Origin of the sequence: Blastococcus sp. Marseille-P5729 (assembly GCF_900292035.1) — a bacterium.
In the GTDB taxonomy this organism is placed as follows: Bacteria; Actinomycetota; Actinomycetes; order Mycobacteriales; family Antricoccaceae; genus Cumulibacter.
This window is the reverse complement of record NZ_OMPO01000001.1, coordinates 1,641,729-1,657,520: the sequence shown is the minus strand read 5'-3', so window position 1 is coordinate 1,657,520 and position 15,792 is coordinate 1,641,729. Positions and strand designations below refer to the sequence as shown.

Sequence of the window (15,792 nt, the reverse complement as noted above, 5' to 3'; positions counted from 1 at the left end):
AGGGCTACTCGCCGAACGTGAACGCGTCCGCCGCACCGTCGATCAGCGTCGATTGCTCCTGATCACCGGTCAGCGTGTGCTGCGGGATCTGTGCCAGGGTGTCGGCATACTCGACCAGCTGCTGCGGGGTGCGGTCGGCCTCCGTGTGCAAGGTGCTGACCGGGTCCGAGCTCATCTTCCCGGCGAAGGCCTGGCCCTTCTCGTCACCGCCCCACGTTCCCTCGTTCGACAGCGCCTGGATCTTGCTTAGCGCGGAGGCGGCATCCTGCTGCAGGGAGCTGGCCGCTGCCTCCCACTCCCCCCGGCCCTGCTCGAAGCCTTCGTAGTCGATGCCCGCGCCGGTTCCGCTCACGGCCGCTCCCTCGGTAGATAGTGTTCGTGCATCGCGCGTTGCGCCGCTTCGGCATCACCGGCCATCTGCGGTTTGATCATCTGCCGGGGCACCAGCTCGCCGAAGACGTCGGCCACCTGCGCCTCCGCCGACGCCTGCGCCTGCCGCACTGCCTCCATGACGGCGCGGCCGAGCGCCCCCGCGTCGGGCCTGCGGTAGATACCGGCGTCGAAGGAGATGGCCGCCAGCCGGCCCATCGCGTCGACCTCCACGCTGACGAGCTGGTCCGGCGAGGTGTGAGCAGCCTTCACGCCGCCAACCCGCTGCGCGAGCGTGGGCCCGTTGCGCGCCAGCTCGGCGACGTTCTGGCGGAGCAGGTTCGAGACCGCTTGCAGAGACTCGACTGAGGTGGGTGGGGAACCGTCAGGGTCCGGCCGGGACATCGGCACTGCCTCCAGAATCCAGCGGGGACGGCGGACGAACGAACGAGGTTTGCCCATCAACGCTAGGGCTCGAAGGTTGACGGGAGGAGAACGGCGTCGTAACGACAGCAAACGGAAGCGGGCCAGCCGGAACCTGGCGCCGGGACGTCGGGCCGTCGGGATGTCGGGATGTCGGCTTTCTCTCAGCGCGCCGAGCCGGGCCACCTGGCCTGGTCGCGCAGCGCGATCACCTCGCTCACTGCCGACCGGTCCACCCATTTGCGCCGTACGCCGCGCTCGACCCGCGGGAACCCAAGCTGATCGGCCAGCTGGCGGTCGGGCACGGCCAGCTCGACGAGGACCCGTTCGTCGTCGCTGGCAACGATGACGGCGGGGTGACCGTCGATGTCGATCGCGCGCCGGAGGTGCTCGACGACCGGCTCCGTTGCGGAAAGGCTGCTCGGATCCTCGACGGTGGGCATCCGGTCGCGCGTCCAGACCCTCAGCTGCTCGTCGTCGCCGAACCCGACGACTGCGTCGACGAGGTCTCCACCGGGCGCCGTCACGACCGCTCCGGCGTACGGCAGCAGGACAGGGGATAACGGATCGGCTGGCGCGGGCATGGTTGGTGCGGAGGCGCCGTCGTATCCTGCCCACGTGCGGGCGAGCCCGTCGTAGGACCCGAGCACCTCGACGTGGTCGGGTCCTCTGTAGCGCAGGAGCGCCGCGCGATGCGGCAGCACCGCGCGAGAGACCCAGTACTCGCGGATCGGGAAGTCGCGCGAGGGAGACAGGCCGTTCCCGCGCAGGGGAGGGTCATCGAGCACCGGTCCGTCAAGGACGGCGCGGGTATGCAGATCATTCCCGCCGACGGCGGGGTGGTAGAGCGATGGGAAGTGCGCCGTCCACACGACGTAATGGACGGCGCCGGTCTCGTCGAGATAGGCCTCCTCGTCGCCGGGGACGAGCGCCTGAGCGAGCTCGTACGCGCTGCTGACCGGCGCGAGGTCGATGAATGGGTAGACATAGCCCGACACGGCGGGGTCGTGCTCGCGCAGGAGTGCGTCGGCCGCGACGGGGGTCAGCGGCTTGAGCATGAATGCCGGAGCTCCCCCGCGCAGGTCGTCCTCGACCGATGAGCAGGCAACTCGCGCGAGCTGGCTGGGCGGGAGCACGAGCTGGTCCGGCAGGGCTGCGTTGATCACGATCGACCAGGTCGGATCGGGGATCGCGCACATGATCTGGGTGATCAGCACTTCCTCGACCCGGTGCGGCCAGCCGCCCGTCGCCTCGTGAAGCGACGTCGTCGAGGTGTAGACGAGTACCGCCGTGCCGGAGCTGAGCTTCGCGGTGGGCCAGCCCGGCTCGCCGTGCGCGGTCGGCTCCGCGGGCACGATTACGGGGTGGTGGCGAAGCGCAATGCGACAGCCGGCGTCATCCTCGGCAGCGATCGCGAGCTGGAGTGCCTCCTCGAGCTCGCTGGCGGTCTGGTTCGGGCCTGGTCGGCTCAACGCGGCTCGATCATGGCGTCCAGTCCCGCGACCATGTCGCGGTACTCCGAGCGCACGGCCTCAAGGGCGCCGCGCGCAAAGCGGCCGGGCTCTGCGTCGTACTGCCGGAGGCCCGACGAGGTCCACAACGCCCGTCTGGGCACCGCATCGATGTCCTCGTCGACGAACGCCATCACCTCGGCCGTGGCCGCCGCGCTCGTCTCGAGATGCGAACGGGCCAGCCGAGGATCGCCCAGTTCCGCGGACACGGCCTCGGCATGGGCATCGGCGACCAGCATCCATTGACCGGCGTCGATGATCGCGGAGGGGCGCTGACCGGCGCCGAAGCGGCTGTGGGGGCCCGAGAGGGCTTCTGCGGCGGGGAGGGTGAACTCGAACTCCCGGGTGCTGCCGCACGACGTGCAGGAGCCGTCGTAGCGCGCGCGCATTCCGGGGCGTCGGTCGAGCAGGTGCAGCCGGCGTCCGAAACCGGTCGCGCCGCACGCGCACGGGTGCAGGTCCATGTAGACGTGTGCCTCGGCGATGGTCCGCGCCGGGACGGTCTCACCCTCGTTCCCAGCCTCGTTCGATCCCACGCCGCTCACCCTAAGCGGCCTCGTGCGGTTGTCCTGCCGACGGACGGGTAACGGACGAGGAAACTTCTGGCCAACATGTCCAGAGGGCCGCGGCCGATGGCCGGCGCAACCATACGATGCCCGCGTGGGAGCCTGCTGGACGCGTCGAGTCACGGTCGGCGGCGCGCTGGCACTCGCCTCGACGCTGGGCATCACCCACACCGGGTTCGCTGCGCCGGCCGCCACATCCAGTGCTGAGTCGCCGGCGCCTTCGGCGGAGGTCCCCGAGACCGACGGCTCCGCGACCGGGGCCCCTCAGACCGCGGAGCAGGGCTCCGCCGACCCCTCGACGCCGCAGGGTACTGACTCGTCCTCGTCCGCCCCGGCGCCGTCCACGACGACTCAGCCGGCTCCTGCGTGCACCGAGACCGCCCCGCCAGCGCAACAGGTCGCCTCGCCCGGGTGGCCTGAGCTGATGTACGACGCGCCGATCCGGCTATGGCCGTTCTCGACGGGCTCTGGCGTGATGGTCGCCGTGCTCAGCACCGGGACGGCGGATCATCCGCAGCTGACCGACGTCCGCCCTGGTTATGACGTCGTGCGAGGTACGTCCGGAGCGACCAATGACTGCACCGGTGAGGGGACTGGCTACGCGAGCATCGTCGCCGCGGAGAAGCGCGACGGGGTCGGCTTCCACGGTCTGGCGCGCGATGCGGTGATCGACCCGATCCGGGTCGGCGCCTCGTCGGCCACGGAAGCCTCCGACGGGATCACGGCTGCCCGCCTCGCCGCGGGCATCCTGCGCGCGATCGCTGACGGCGCGGGGGTGATCCTCATTCCCCACGCGGTCCTGGGCTACGACCAGGCCTTGGCGGACGCGGTCGCTGCCGCCATCGACGCGGGGATCGTCGTGGTGGCGGCGGCCGGAGACCTGCACCCGCAGCAGACCCCGGACCGGCCCACCCCCGATCAGATGACGCCGTTCCCGGCATCGCTCGACGGGGTGATCGGCGTCGGGGCTGCCGACCCAGGCGGAACCCGGGTGCCCGGGTCCCAGGTCGGCCCGTACGTCGACCTGCTCGCCCCGGGCCAGGACGTGCTCGTCGCGACCAACTCCGGTCACACCTATGTCACCGGGACCGGTGCGGCCAGCGCTTACGTGGCAGCATCGGCCGCCTTGTTGCTGTCGCAGGGAACCGTTGGTGCAGGCACGGACGGACGGGTGTTCGTCGATGCCGTGGCGGCGCAGATCATCGGCACTGCCGCTCCGGCGTCCGGTCCCTTGGGGCGGCCGGCGTACGGCGCGGGCCTGCTCGATCCCTATCGGATGCTCACCGAGCAGCTCAGTCACGGACCCGCCGGTCAGACGCCCGGGTTCACGTCCCAGGCGGTCGATCCCCTCGCGCAAGCGCAGGCCGCCCGCGACGCAGACGACAGCGCTCGAGGGCTGTGGATGGCCTGGATGGTGATCGCGGCGGCGGGCGCGATCGGCGCCGTCGCGTGGTTCGTCGCCCGGGCCGGCCGAACTGGTTTCCGCACGCTGCGTGACCGCCCGCTCGCACCTGCGAAGGAACCGCATCTGGTCTATGTGCCCGGCGACCGGCTGTTCGAGGTGTCCGTGCAGGAACACCTGCAACAACGCCGATCGCGGCGACCGGAATGACCGGTTGCCGCGATCGGGTCGAGTCGGTTGGCTAGGCGCCCAGCGCCTTCGCGTTGGCGCTCTCGGTGTCCTCGGCGGTCTTCGCCGCGATGCCCATGTTGGTCGAGAAAGTGTTCAGCGCCTGGTGGATCTTGCCCATCGCCGCGTTCCACTCCAGCTGCCGATCGTGGTACACACCGCTGGCGGTGGGCGAGGCCCAGGCCGCCAGCAGCTCTTCAGCCTTGGACTGCACCTTCTGGAGGAGGTCCATCGACTTGCTCTCGGTGTCCATGATCTTGGCCTTCATCGTTTCTTGGACGCCCCAGTCGACGACGTAGTCCTGCATGAGAGATCTCCTTAAGTAAATGAGGTCGGGATGTGCCGCGCGCGCGGCTCAGAGGCGGAGGCCGCTGGCGACGCCCATGAAGTCGCTGTCGGCCGACTGGATCTTCGTTGCGGACTCGGCATCGCTGCCCTCGTACCCGGCGCTGACCTTGATCAGCTGGTCGCCGAGCATCGAGAGCGAGTCACGGACCTTGCCGGCCTGCTCGCGCACGATCAAACGAGTGCTCTCGAGCGCGGCGGCATGCTTGCCCTTGAAGCCGCTGGCATCAGGCGAAAGCGCCTGGACGAGCGCTTCGTACTGGGCGTAGATGTCGTCACCGGCGGCCTTCGCCTGCTGCGCGAAGGCGTTGATCTGGTCGCCGGTGGCCTTGATCTGGCTCATGGTTCAACCGCTACCTTTCGAAGTGCTGGGACGGGTGCGCCCGGGAGGCGAAGTTCATGAAGGCGCAGGGTGTGACGAGAGCGACGTTACGGCGCCGGAGCACGTTTGACAGCGCGGGTAACGGACTGTTCACCGGTAATACACCGCACGCTCCTACGCGCTATAGGCAGGTGATGATGCGGCTACGGGATCACCGCGATCGAGGTCACGTCCAAGGTGGGACCCGTAGGGATCCGCGCGACCAGCGCGCTGGGCATGTCGACGGGCGGTATCGCGCCGTAACCGAGCAGGTCCAAGGTGTCGCTGGTGACCGCGAACTTCACGCCCTGGTCGCTCACGAAGAACAGGGCGCCGTCCGTGGCCCCGGGGGAGATCATCGAACGGACGACGGCTCCATGGCCGCCCCGTACCCGCACCTGGTCGGCGAGCACAACCCCGCCCTCGGTGCGGCCGGTGGTCACGGGCGCCGCCGTCGGCTCGGTCGGCTCGTCGTCGACCGACACGCTGACCTCCGGGCTGCCGTCCGCGAACCCGAGGCAGGCCGAGCTTTGCGGATTGGCTACCGTCGCCGCCTGCGGTACTTCGCTCGGCGGATCGGTCATCGGATCCTCCGGCACCTCGGTCTTGGGCGCGGCCGCCGCCGCGGCGGCGGTGGTCTCGATCGCGGTCACGGGGCGCTCGCCGTACACGCTGGTGGCCAGTGTCTCGTCGGCCAGCGTCACCTGGGCCTCGAGACTGCTGATCGGCTGGATGGTGTCGGCGAGCACCAGGTAGTACTGCGACGCCGCGGCGGAGCTGACCATCCGGATCTCTCCGACGACCGCGTCCGGCAGCGCGCTCGACGCGGTGCCGCGTCCGGCCGGCTGCAGGGGGGCGATCGGCTCGCCGGCAACCAGTGCGGACAGCCATGCTGTGCCGACCTCGACCTGGGGCTGGGTTCCCATGGTCATGGCCTCCAGCACGGCGGTCTCGTTGACGATCGGGTGCTGTCGGCCGCGCCACACCAGATGCAGGCTGCCGGCCTCCACATCGCGCACGAGCATGGCGGCGTCGTCCAGCACGAGCGGGTTGCCGGTGCCCTCCCCGATCATGAGCATCGTGGCCGGGGAGGTGTCGTTGCTGGGCGTGAGCGTCGGGGTCGAGCACAGCGTCCAGTCCTCGTCCAGCAGCATCGAGGCCGGTGGCAGCGCGTCGGGTGCCGCGGGGATGCCGAGCGTCGCCCCCCGCGGGACGTCCTTGAGTGACTGGTGCGATACCGAGACCGACTCTCGTGAGCCGATCAGCAGGGCGCCGCTGACCAGGTTGGGCACCGGATGCAGCGCGTAGTCGCCCTTGTCGTCAGCCAGCCACACGAACCGCGCCCCGGACTCCTCCTCGATGATGACCCGCTTGCCGTCTTTCCACGCCTCGTTCCCGCCTGGCCGGAAGACCCCGATGATCCCCGCTGCGGCCAGTACCAGGACGGCGATCATGACGCCGCCGAAGAACGCGCCGCCCAGCCGACGGAGTGGGGCCTGTTCCGGGTCGGTCTCGCGCAGCACCAGGCCGGAGACGACCCGCTGCACCATGAACTGATACGACTGGTAGAGATCGCGGCGGGTAGCCATGGCTAGCCGTAGATCCCGCGTAGGTACGCCACGAGCCCGATCACGACGCACACGACCGGTACGACGGCGAGCACCAGGATCACCTCGATGATGTCCGCCGCGCGACCGAGCAAGGGGCTGGGCCGGGCGCGCGCATAGGTGATGCCGATCCCGACGAGGCAGGCGCCCATGAGAACCAACAGCGACGGCAGTGCGAGTGACCGCTCCTCGGACGAGAGGACCAGGCGCACCGCGAGGAAGCCCAGCCCGGCGAGCCCGGTGATCAGGATGGGCAACCGGTGGCGGACGCTTCGCAGCAACCGAGCGCGCAGGAGGAACACCGCGCTGACCAGCAGCAGGAGGATCGTTGCCCACAGGCTTGCCCGCGAGCTGATGATCCACATGCCTGCCAACCCGACGACCATCGTGGCCAGCAGCAGGCCGGTGAGCACCTCGTCCGCACGGCGCACCGTCGATCGCACCCGGGTGATCGGTGGCTGGGGCGGATCGGAGAGGAGGTCCTCGGTAGAGGTCGGCAGCGAGGGCATCGGGAGCTTGCCGACCCGCACCGCCACCAGCGGCAGCCACGGCGTCACCCCGATGGCGACGGCGAGCGTCACCGCGGCTGCATCGAAGGTAGTGACGAACGTGGCGCGGCCGGCGAGCGAGGCGCCGACACCGACGAGGCCGACGGTGATCCCGGCCGTGAAGTACTGAAGGTGCTGGCCGACGATGACGAACCCCGCGAGAGAGGCCAGGAGCAGGCACGCCGAGCCCAGCAGGTAGCTGGTGGGGAGCAGCGCGGTGAGCGGCCGTTCACCTCCGAGCAGCAGCATGCCGCCGACGAAGGCGTACAGCGAGCCGAACACCGCCACGACCGTGGCGGCGACCGAGTCGGCCGCTGCCCGGGCCAGACCAGCGGCACCGGCGAGCAGGAGCGCGGCGACACCGAGGGCGAAGCCGGACGGCAGGTCCCAAGGCGGTCCGGCCCGCAGCACCCACCACAACCCGAGAGCTAGGGCGATCCCGGATCCCGCGAGCCCGGCGCGATGCGTTGCCGCCGGTCCCCACGCGGCGAACTGTCGCCGCGCGGCAAACGCGATGCTGTCGACGACGTCGTCGTAGTCGAGCGCTTCCCAGTCCTGCTGTCGTGGCACCAGGTGCAAGATCTCGCCGTCCCGGACTGCCTGGGCGCCCAGCGACTTCGCCGGGTCGATCAGGTCACCTGCCGGACGGCGCAGCACCCAGCCGCGGTGCGACTGGCCATCGTCGGCCAACCCCTCGCCGAGGTTGCGAAGCAGGAGGGACAGCAGCTGCGCCACTGGTAGATCGGCCGGGAGGGCTACGTCCAAACGGCGGCGGGGGGAGACGATCGTCAGCTTCGAGAGGCCACCGCTGAGGCTTTGCGTCACAAGTGCTCCAGTGATGGGGCGACATGGCTGGTGGTGCGGCTCGACTGAATCTTAACCATGCGAATCGGTCGGTTACGATGGGCCCGCTTCGCGCACGGCACCATCCCCGAGGCCCGTTCGGCAAGGAGCGCACCGCTGTGAGCACGGAGATAGTACGCCGGCAACCGCGCCGGGACGCCCCTGATCTGCCGACCGGCGAGATCAACCTCGATCCGCCTCCTGAGCTGCCGAAATCCACCGGTCGCGGATTCGGCCAGATGCTGATGGTGCTGCCGATGCTCGCGGGCGCCGGGGCGATGGCACTCATGTACAGCTCCCACGGCAGCGGCGGAGCCTTCCGGCTCGTGCTCGGCGGATTGTTCGGGCTGTCCGCGCTCGGCATGCTCGCCGTGGGCTTCGTCCAGGGCGGGCAGGGCCCATCGAAGACGGAGCGGGCCGCCCAACGACGCGCCTACATGCGTCATCTCGCCTCTCAACGGGCCTTGGTGAGGAGCAACATCGCGGCGCAACGACGTGGCATGCACTATCGCCACCCCGATCCGGACATGCTCTGGATCACCGCGGAGAGCCATCGGCTGTGGGAACGACGCCGAGAGCACGCCGACTTCGGGATCATCCGGCTCGGGCTGGGCCCCCAGGGCATCGCCACGCCGATCATCACGCCCGAGACCCGTCCGCTGGACGAGCTCGAACCGCTGTGCTCGGGTGCGCTCCGGCGGTTCGTGCGCACCTACTCGATCGTCGACGAGCTACCGGTCGCGCTGTCGATCGGCGGTTTCAGCAGGGTGCACCTCACCGGCGACGTCGAGGCCTGCCGCTCGCTGGCGAGGGCGATGATCGCCCAGCTCGCCGTTCATCACTCGCCGGACGATCTGGCGATCGCCTTGTGTGTCGGCGAAGGCCAGCGCGAAAGCTGGGAATGGGCCAAGTGGCTGCCGCACGCCTTCCACCCCTCCCGCACCGACGCCCTCGGCAGCGCCCGGATGATCGCCGACTCCATCCGGGGTCTCGAGGCACTGACCGACGACCTGCTCGCCGACCGGCCCAGGTTCAACCCCTATGCGCTGAGCGAGCAGCTCAGCAACGCCAGCATCGTGGTGATCATCGACGGCGGCGACACGGACGGATCGAGCTACCTGCTCTCGGAGGTAGGGCTCGAGGGAGTGATGGTGCTGGACCTGACGCTGGCCCCGCCGCGGCTGCTCGACGGCGCCACCCTGGTGCTGAACGTGGACGCGGGCGGCGTGCTCACCAGCCGGACCAAGGACGTCGAGTCCGACCTCGGCACCGCTGACCGGCTCTCGCTGGTCGAGGCCGAGGCGCTCGCGCGCCAGCTCGCGCCGCGTCGTGTCTCGGTAGGCGCCGGCGATGGCGAGAAGGCGATGACCCGGGCCACTGGCCTGTCGGACCTCCTAGGCATCGATGACCCCTTCCAGTACGACGCGGCGACCGGCTGGCGTGCCCGCCCGGCGCGTGAGCAACTCCGAGTCCCGATCGGGGTCGGCCCGGACGGCGTCCCGATCGAGCTCGACCTGAAGGAGTCGGCACTCGACGGGATGGGGCCGCACGGCTTGGTGATCGGCGCGACCGGCTCCGGCAAGTCCGAGCTGTTGCGGACCCTGGTGCTGGCGCTCGCCGTCACGCACGATCCGGAGTCGCTGAACTTCGTGCTGGTCGACTTCAAGGGCGGCGCGACGTTCACCCGCCTCGACCGGATCCCGCACACCAGCGCGGTCATCACGAACCTCGCCGACGAGCTGTCGCTGGTCGACCGCATGACGGACGCGATCAACGGCGAGGTGCTGCGGCGGCAGGAGGTACTGCGGGCGGCCGGGAACTTCTCCTCCCGCGCGGACTACGAGAAGGCTCGGTTGGCCGGCGCCGCGCTGGAGCCGATGCCGAGCCTGCTGCTGGTGTGCGACGAGTTCAGCGAGCTGCTCGCGGCAAAGCCTGAGTTCATCGACATGTTCGTCCAGATCGGTCGGGTGGGCCGGTCACTCGGCATCCACCTGCTGCTGGCCTCCCAGCGTCTCGAGGAGGGACGGCTGCGCGGGCTGGACACCCACCTGTCCTACCGCATCGGCCTGCGGACCAACTCGGCCATGGAGAGCCGGGTCGTGATCGGCAGTGCGGACGCGTTCGAGCTTCCCCGGGCGCCTGGCCACGGCTACGTCAAGTACGGCACCGATCCGCTGATGCGCTTCCGGGCGGCGTACGTCTCGGGGATGTACCGCAGCCAGCGGCACGCCGGCGCCAGGCCGGGACCGGTGGCGCTCACGATGCTCGAGTACCGCGCCGACTACGTCGCGCCGATCGAACCGGCGGAAGAGGTCGACGTCGAGCCCGCCGAGGACGACGGCGGCGACAGCCTGCTGGACATCCTCATCCGCCGCCTCGGCGGCCGCGGCGTCCCGGCTCGCGTCATCTGGCTGCCGCCGCTGACCGATCCGATCCCGTTGGGGGAGCTGCTCGGGCGCGTCCGTCCCGTCACCGGGCGCGGCCTGTCGGTCACCGACGAGGCAGCGCATGGCGCGCTCCGAGCGCGGGTCGCGATGGTCGACCGGCCGCTCGAGCAGCGCCGTGATCCCCTGGAGCTCGACCTGACCGGCGGAGGAGGCAATGTCGCCGTCGCCGGCGGGCCGCAGAGCGGGAAGTCCACCTTCCTCCGGACCTTCGTGCTCAGCCTCGCGCTGACCCACACCCCCCGCGAGGTCCAGTTCTACTGCCTCGACTTCGGGGGCGGCGCGCTCGCGGCGCTACGCCGGCTACCGCACGTCGGATCGGTGGCGGCCCGAGCCGACGAACAGCTGGTACGCCGGACCATCGCCGAGCTTCGAGAGCTGCTCGCTCGACGCGAGCAGCGGTTCGCCGCCGACGGCATCGACGGCATGGCCACCTACCGGCGGCAGCGGGCCGGCGGCGCGCACCGGGAGGATGCCCACGGCGACGTCTTCTTGATCGTCGATGGCTGGCACACCCTCCGCACGGAGTTCGAAGGGCTCGATGCGGTCATCACCGACCTCGCCGCCCGCGGGCTGTCGTACGGGATCCACGTCGTCGTGGCGGCGACCCGATGGATGGACGTGCGACAGAACCTGCGCGATGTCATCGGCACCAAGCTGGAGCTGCGTCTGGGCGATCCGTCCGACTCGGTCATCGGTCGCCGGCAGGCCATCAGCGTCCCGGATCGCTCTCCGGGGCGCGGTCTCACCCCTTCGGCGCAACATCTGCTCGTGACGTTGCCGCGGATCGACGGTCGTGGCGAGGTCGAAGACCTGACCGATGCTCTCGACCGGCTGGTCGAAAGCATCGCGAGCGCCTGGGACGGCCGGGCCGCTCCGCAGGTGCGTCTGCTGCCGCTTGAACTGCCATCCGCTCAGCTCGCCCTCCCTGCCCATCCGCTGCTGCCGATCGGCATCTCAGAGGACTCGTTGCGACCGGTCTACTTTGATCCCCGCGCAGACTCGCACCTGGTGGTGTACGGCGACGGCGAGAGCGGCAAGACCGCCTTCCTGCGCGCCTTCGCCCACCGCGTCACCGAGCAGTTCACCGCGCGCCAGGCGAAGCTGATCATCATTGACTACCGGCGGACCCTGCTCGGTGAGATCGACTCCGAGCAGCTTCTCGCGTTCGGCTCCACGGACGAGATCGCGGCGGGCCTCGTCAACGAGGTATGCAACGTGATGCGCAGCCGGCTGCCAGGGACCGACGTCACTCCCGAGCAGCTGCGGGCACGCGACTGGTGGAAGGGGCCCGATCTCTACCTCATGGTCGATGACTACGATCTGGTCGCCACCGCGACGTCCAACCCGCTCGCGCCGCTGGCCGAGTTCCTCGCCCAGGCCCGCGACATCGGCCTGCACCTGATCGTCACCCGCCGCAGCGGCGGTGCCGCACGGGCCTCCTACGACCCGCTGCTGGGTAGGCTGCGCGAGCTTGCCGCTCCGGGGATTGTCATGTCGGGGAGCAAGGACGAGGGGGCTCTCGTGGGCAACGTCAAGCCGCAGCCGTTACCGCCCGGACGCGGTTGGTACCACACCCGCAAGAGCGGTGCCAAACTGGTCCAGCTCGAGTGGCGGCCGCTCCGTGAGACGGGCGCGTCAGGAGCCGTCACGTGACCAGCCTGCCGCCGACGAGCCAGCCCCGGCCGGACGCTGCAACAGCCGGCTCGCCGGGTGCGGCCGACGCGTCGACCGCGCCCGGGGAGCCCGCGGGGGCCGGCGGCGTCGTGCCTCGTGGCCGCGTGCCGGCCTCAGGTCGTCACGCGTCACGCGAGATCGGCCGCCGGGTCGCCGTCGACGGGACGCAGTCACGGGCGGTCGCCACTCCGGTCGCGCGCCGGCGTGAGCTGGCCAGGCAGCGTTCCCGGGCGACCGTCGACCAGTCGCACATCCAGCTCGCCATCGAAGCCGTCGCCCAGCCCACCACCCCCCGCGCGCCTGTTGAGACGCCTCGGCCGCGTCGTCGTCCGCCGCGGTTCTGGCGGATCAACCTGCTGCAGGTCATGATCTGGCAGACCGTCATCGCCGCGGTTCTCGCGGTACGAGAGCAGGGCCCGGGACTCCGGTACGCGGTGTACACGGCCTCTGCCGTCGCCGTCCTGCTGACCGCGATCCCCGTGCGGGGACGTTGGTTGTACGAATGGACCGGGCTGTGGCTGCGCTTCCGGCTGCGCGCGATGCGGACCGCGCGCGCCGCAGCACGCAGAGCGCACGACCCGCTGCCGGCGCTACCGCCCGACGCGGTCGTCGATACCGGCGAGATCGACGGCTACGAGGCCGGCATCCTCCGCCACGACATGGGGATCGCCTGCGTGCTTCGGATCGAGGCACCGACCGGGGCAGTCGTGAGCGCCCAACCGGTCCCCGCGCTGTGCGACCTGATCCCCGAGGCCGCGGACGGCTCACCGCCGATCTCGATCCAGTTCCTCACCGAGACCTTGCGCGCACCGACGCCGTGGATCGCGGAGGACACGGCCGGCCGCTCCTACCTCGAGCTGACCGACGGCGTGGTGCCGGCCGCGCAGCGACGCTGGATCGTCAGTCAGGTACTCGAAGCACCGGAGGACTTCGCGCCCGAGGGCATGCATGCCGCGCTAGCCCGCGCCACCGCTCAGCTGCAGCGCCGCCTCGACAGAGCTGGTGTCGGCTACCAGCTGCTGCGCCAGGAGGAGGTCGAGCAGGAGGTGCGGTCACTGATCGCCGGCGTCTGGGGGCCGCCAGGCACCAGTGACGACCGATGGAGTCGTTGGCAGACCGGGCAGATGCAGCACATCACCTTCCGTCTGCTGAACTGGCCCCGGATGGACGATTTCTCCGCGACTCCGTTCTTCAGCATGCTGCATGCCGTCCCGGCTCTCGCCATCGTCACCGAGCTGGCCGGGCGACGGGCCGGTGCGGCGCTCGATCTCGAGGTGATCATCCGCGTCGTCGCACCCGATCAGGTAGGCGCGGACGCCGCCGTACGTGCGCTCGAGCGGCTCGCGCGGTCTGAGGGCGCGACCATCCAGCGGATGGACGGCGAGCACTGTTACGGACTGCGCGCCACCGCGCCGTACGGGGGATTCGCATCATGATCCGGATCTCGCCGACGCCGATCGGTGTGTTCGAGGCCCAGCCCGGAATCACCCGGGGAATCGACTCGTCGGTCGAGACCTTCGGGGTGGTGATCGGATCCGGTCAGCAAGGTCAGGCCCTAGCGATCCCGATGTTCGGGCCGCGGACCACGGAGATAATCGTCGTGGGTGGCGTGGGTCTGGTGAAGGTGATCGCGTTACGCGCCCTCGGGATAGGCGCCAGGGTCTGGGTCGAGACCGACCGCCCGGACGAGTGGGAGCGCTTCGTGCGCAGCGCAGCGGGTGTCTCGGGAATGATCCACCTCGCCGACGAGATCCCGCCCGTCGTGGGCTCCGACCCGCGGACACCGACGCTGGTCATCGTCGATCAGCCGGACAGCGAGGCCGCCGACGTGCTCGTCGGCGGCGAATGGGTCACGATCCTCACCGTGGTCGAGGAGCTCGACGAGCAGGCCGCGGCCGACCTGCCGCACGCCGACCTGGTCGTCTTCCACCGTCTGCACGGTCGGGAGCTGGCGCACGTCGGGCGCACCTTCGGACTCGGCGACGGCGTCGACGTCCTGGCATCGGTGCCGTCGGACGTCCTCGTCGTCGCGGCTCGCACGGGGATAGCTCCGGTGCGCCTTCGGTTGACGTCGGTCGAGCGGTGGTTGATCGGAGCTGTCGACCGGCTCGCCATCGAGGACTGAGCTCGCACCGGGAGCGATCAACCCTGCAGGGAGGCCTGTAACGCGAACGCAGCGAGCTCGTAGGCGGCGCGTCGGGTCGGCTCCCGCAGCGCGTCGAGGTCGACCGGCCCCCCTGCGAGCAGCGCGCGGTCGTGCGGCAGGGTCACCAGGCCGGCACCCATCTGCTCGAGGCGTTCGCGAGTCCGTTCGATGCTGATCACCGGCTCGTCCGACACGTTCGTCATCGCGACCACCGCCCGCTGGCGAAGACCATCCAGGCCGGAGACGTCGAGCCAGTGCAATGCGTTCATCGCGGCCAGGACCCCGTCCAGCGTCGGCGTCGAAGCGATCACGACGGCATGGGAGGCGGTCAGGACGCGGTGCATCAGGTCACCGGTCAACCCAGCGCCGCAGTCGGTGAACATCACCGGGAAGTAGCGATACACCGACCGGACCGCAGCCATGTAGCTCGACGCATCGAGTGCGCTGCTCTGTTCCGGCGAGCGACCGCTGGGTAGCACCCACAGCCCGCCCGGCGTCCGCGAGACCGCCCCCTGCATCACGTGAAAGCTGCCTGGATCGCCCATTGCGGCGATGTCCGCGATGCTGGCGATCGGCGTCAGACCCACCCGCAGCATGAGCGACCCGTAGGTGCGATCGGTGTCGAGCAGGAGGACCGGGTCCTGCCGCGCGCGTGCGGTCGTGAGAGCGGCGAGCAGTGCGAGCGTCGTCTTGCCGACGCCACCCTTCAACGCGACGAACGCAATCCGCCGAGGCGAGGGCACTGGCTGGTCCAGTGCCGGCGCGGCCGGGTTCGGCGGGGTCACCGGTCCGCGGGAGCGCAGTCGCCGCAGCCCTCGGCGTCGCGCGGGCGGCTCGACCGCGTCGAGGCCGGCGATCCGTGGATCGAGGTGCGGCGCCACGGGCCGTAGCCGGTCGGCGTCGGCCGCCGGCGCTCCGGGCCTGCCCGGCTCGTAGAAGGCACGCGCGCGTGCGGCGGGGGGCCGGTCCGTGGCGAGGGCAGGAGGAGGCGCCGGCTCGCCGCGACGTCCGCCGGGCGTCGTTCCGGAAGTACCTGACGACCGCAGCGGCTCTGCCGCCTCGGCCCACTGCGAGCCACGTGAGCGCTCCGCGCGCCGGTGGACAGGGTCGTCCACCGGGCCGGGCGTCTGGCGTGGCGGGTCGCTCATCGTCAGTGGGCTCCGAAGGTCGGCGGGTCGAGCACTCGGCGGGACGTTCGTCGTCATCGTAACGCGGCGCGCGGGGTCGCTCGGGCCGCGCGGGAGGACGCCGTGGGCTTCATGCGAACGGGCAGCGACGGCAATATGAACGATCACCGTCGCGTATTCCACCCGCTGGCCGCG

Annotated in this window: 13 protein-coding genes; 4 read left to right on the top strand and 9 right to left on the bottom strand. The window is 70.4% G+C overall.

Annotation, left to right across the window (positions count from 1 at the left end):
* Positions 1-4: 4 nt before the first annotated feature.
* The 4 genes from DAA40_RS08035 to DAA40_RS08015 form a co-directional block, all read right to left on the bottom strand.
* Complete coding sequence (locus DAA40_RS08035) at positions 5-352, bottom strand: hypothetical protein (protein WP_106849084.1); 348 nt, start codon at positions 350-352, stop codon at positions 5-7.
* A complete protein-coding gene (locus DAA40_RS16165) occupies positions 349-774 on the bottom strand; it encodes a YbaB/EbfC family nucleoid-associated protein (protein WP_158716321.1) in 426 nt (141 codons plus the stop codon). The genes DAA40_RS08035 and DAA40_RS16165 overlap by 4 nt, the downstream gene beginning before the upstream one ends.
* A 182-nt stretch (positions 775-956) precedes the next feature.
* Complete coding sequence (locus DAA40_RS16160; RefSeq protein WP_158716320.1) at positions 957-2,264, bottom strand: hypothetical protein; 1,308 nt, start codon at positions 2,262-2,264, stop codon at positions 957-959.
* A complete protein-coding gene (locus DAA40_RS08015) occupies positions 2,261-2,839 on the bottom strand; it encodes a hypothetical protein (protein WP_158716319.1) in 579 nt (192 codons plus the stop codon). Before DAA40_RS08015 ends, DAA40_RS16160 begins: the two co-directional genes overlap by 4 nt.
* A 124-nt stretch (positions 2,840-2,963) precedes the next feature.
* Here DAA40_RS08015 and DAA40_RS08010 point away from each other — a divergent pair, with 124 nt between their 5' ends.
* A complete protein-coding gene (locus tag DAA40_RS08010; RefSeq protein WP_158716318.1) occupies positions 2,964-4,481 on the top strand; it encodes a S8 family serine peptidase in 1,518 nt (505 codons plus the stop codon).
* Between the two features lie 31 nt (positions 4,482-4,512).
* Here DAA40_RS08010 and DAA40_RS08005 read toward each other — a convergent pair whose 3' ends face one another.
* From DAA40_RS08005 to eccD, 4 genes are all read right to left on the bottom strand, one after another.
* Positions 4,513-4,806 carry a WXG100 family type VII secretion target gene (locus DAA40_RS08005; RefSeq protein ID WP_106849078.1) on the bottom strand — a complete coding sequence of 98 codons (294 nt, stop codon included), beginning with the start codon at positions 4,804-4,806 and terminating at the stop codon, positions 4,513-4,515.
* A 48-nt stretch (positions 4,807-4,854) separates the two neighbouring features.
* The gene (locus tag DAA40_RS08000; protein WP_106849077.1) at positions 4,855-5,187 is read right to left on the bottom strand and encodes a WXG100 family type VII secretion target; all 333 of its coding nucleotides are present in this window, start codon (positions 5,185-5,187) and stop codon (positions 4,855-4,857) included.
* Between the two features lie 182 nt (positions 5,188-5,369).
* Entirely contained in the window at positions 5,370-6,794 is a 1,425-nt protein-coding gene (eccB, locus tag DAA40_RS07995) for a type VII secretion protein EccB (RefSeq protein ID WP_106849076.1), read from the bottom strand.
* 2 nt (positions 6,795-6,796) lie between these two features.
* Positions 6,797-8,185 (bottom strand): type VII secretion integral membrane protein EccD, encoded by a 1,389-nt coding sequence (gene eccD / locus DAA40_RS07990; RefSeq protein ID WP_158716317.1) that lies wholly within the window; start codon positions 8,183-8,185, stop codon positions 6,797-6,799.
* Positions 8,186-8,322: 137 nt separating this feature from the next.
* Between eccD and eccCa the strand changes: the two genes are divergently transcribed.
* The 3 genes from eccCa to DAA40_RS07975 are packed head-to-tail and all read left to right on the top strand — an operon-like array spanning position 8,323 to position 14,449.
* Entirely contained in the window at positions 8,323-12,303 is a 3,981-nt protein-coding gene (gene eccCa / locus DAA40_RS07985; protein WP_106849074.1) for a type VII secretion protein EccCa, read from the top strand.
* Positions 12,300-13,760, top strand: coding sequence for a type VII secretion protein EccE (locus DAA40_RS07980; RefSeq protein ID WP_106849073.1), 1,461 nt, complete (start codon positions 12,300-12,302; stop codon positions 13,758-13,760). Before eccCa ends, DAA40_RS07980 begins: the two co-directional genes overlap by 4 nt.
* The gene (locus tag DAA40_RS07975; protein ID WP_106849072.1) at positions 13,757-14,449 is read left to right on the top strand and encodes a hypothetical protein; all 693 of its coding nucleotides are present in this window, start codon (positions 13,757-13,759) and stop codon (positions 14,447-14,449) included. The genes DAA40_RS07980 and DAA40_RS07975 overlap by 4 nt, the downstream gene beginning before the upstream one ends.
* A gap of 17 nt (positions 14,450-14,466) precedes the next feature.
* Here DAA40_RS07975 and DAA40_RS07970 read toward each other — a convergent pair whose 3' ends face one another.
* Positions 14,467-15,618 carry a MinD/ParA family protein gene (locus DAA40_RS07970; protein WP_158716316.1) on the bottom strand — a complete coding sequence of 384 codons (1,152 nt, stop codon included), beginning with the start codon at positions 15,616-15,618 and terminating at the stop codon, positions 14,467-14,469.
* Between the last annotated feature and the right edge of the window lie 174 nt (positions 15,619-15,792).

What these genes read in the sequence shown, in the direction of transcription:
- DAA40_RS07975 (WP_106849072.1), top strand. Translation starts at nt 13,757, where the DNA reads ATGATCCGGATCTCGCCGACGCCGATCGGTGTGTTCGAGGCCCAGCCC.
- DAA40_RS16165 (WP_158716321.1), bottom strand. Translation starts at nt 774, where the DNA reads ATGTCCCGGCCGGACCCTGACGGTTCCCCACCCACCTCAGTCGAGTCT.
- DAA40_RS07970 (WP_158716316.1), bottom strand. Translation starts at nt 15,618, where the DNA reads ATGAGCGACCCGCCACGCCAGACGCCCGGCCCGGTGGACGACCCTGTC.
- DAA40_RS08005 (WP_106849078.1), bottom strand. Translation starts at nt 4,806, where the DNA reads ATGCAGGACTACGTCGTCGACTGGGGCGTCCAAGAAACGATGAAGGCC.
- eccB (WP_106849076.1), bottom strand. Translation starts at nt 6,794, where the DNA reads ATGGCTACCCGCCGCGATCTCTACCAGTCGTATCAGTTCATGGTGCAG.
- DAA40_RS08000 (WP_106849077.1), bottom strand. Translation starts at nt 5,187, where the DNA reads ATGAGCCAGATCAAGGCCACCGGCGACCAGATCAACGCCTTCGCGCAG.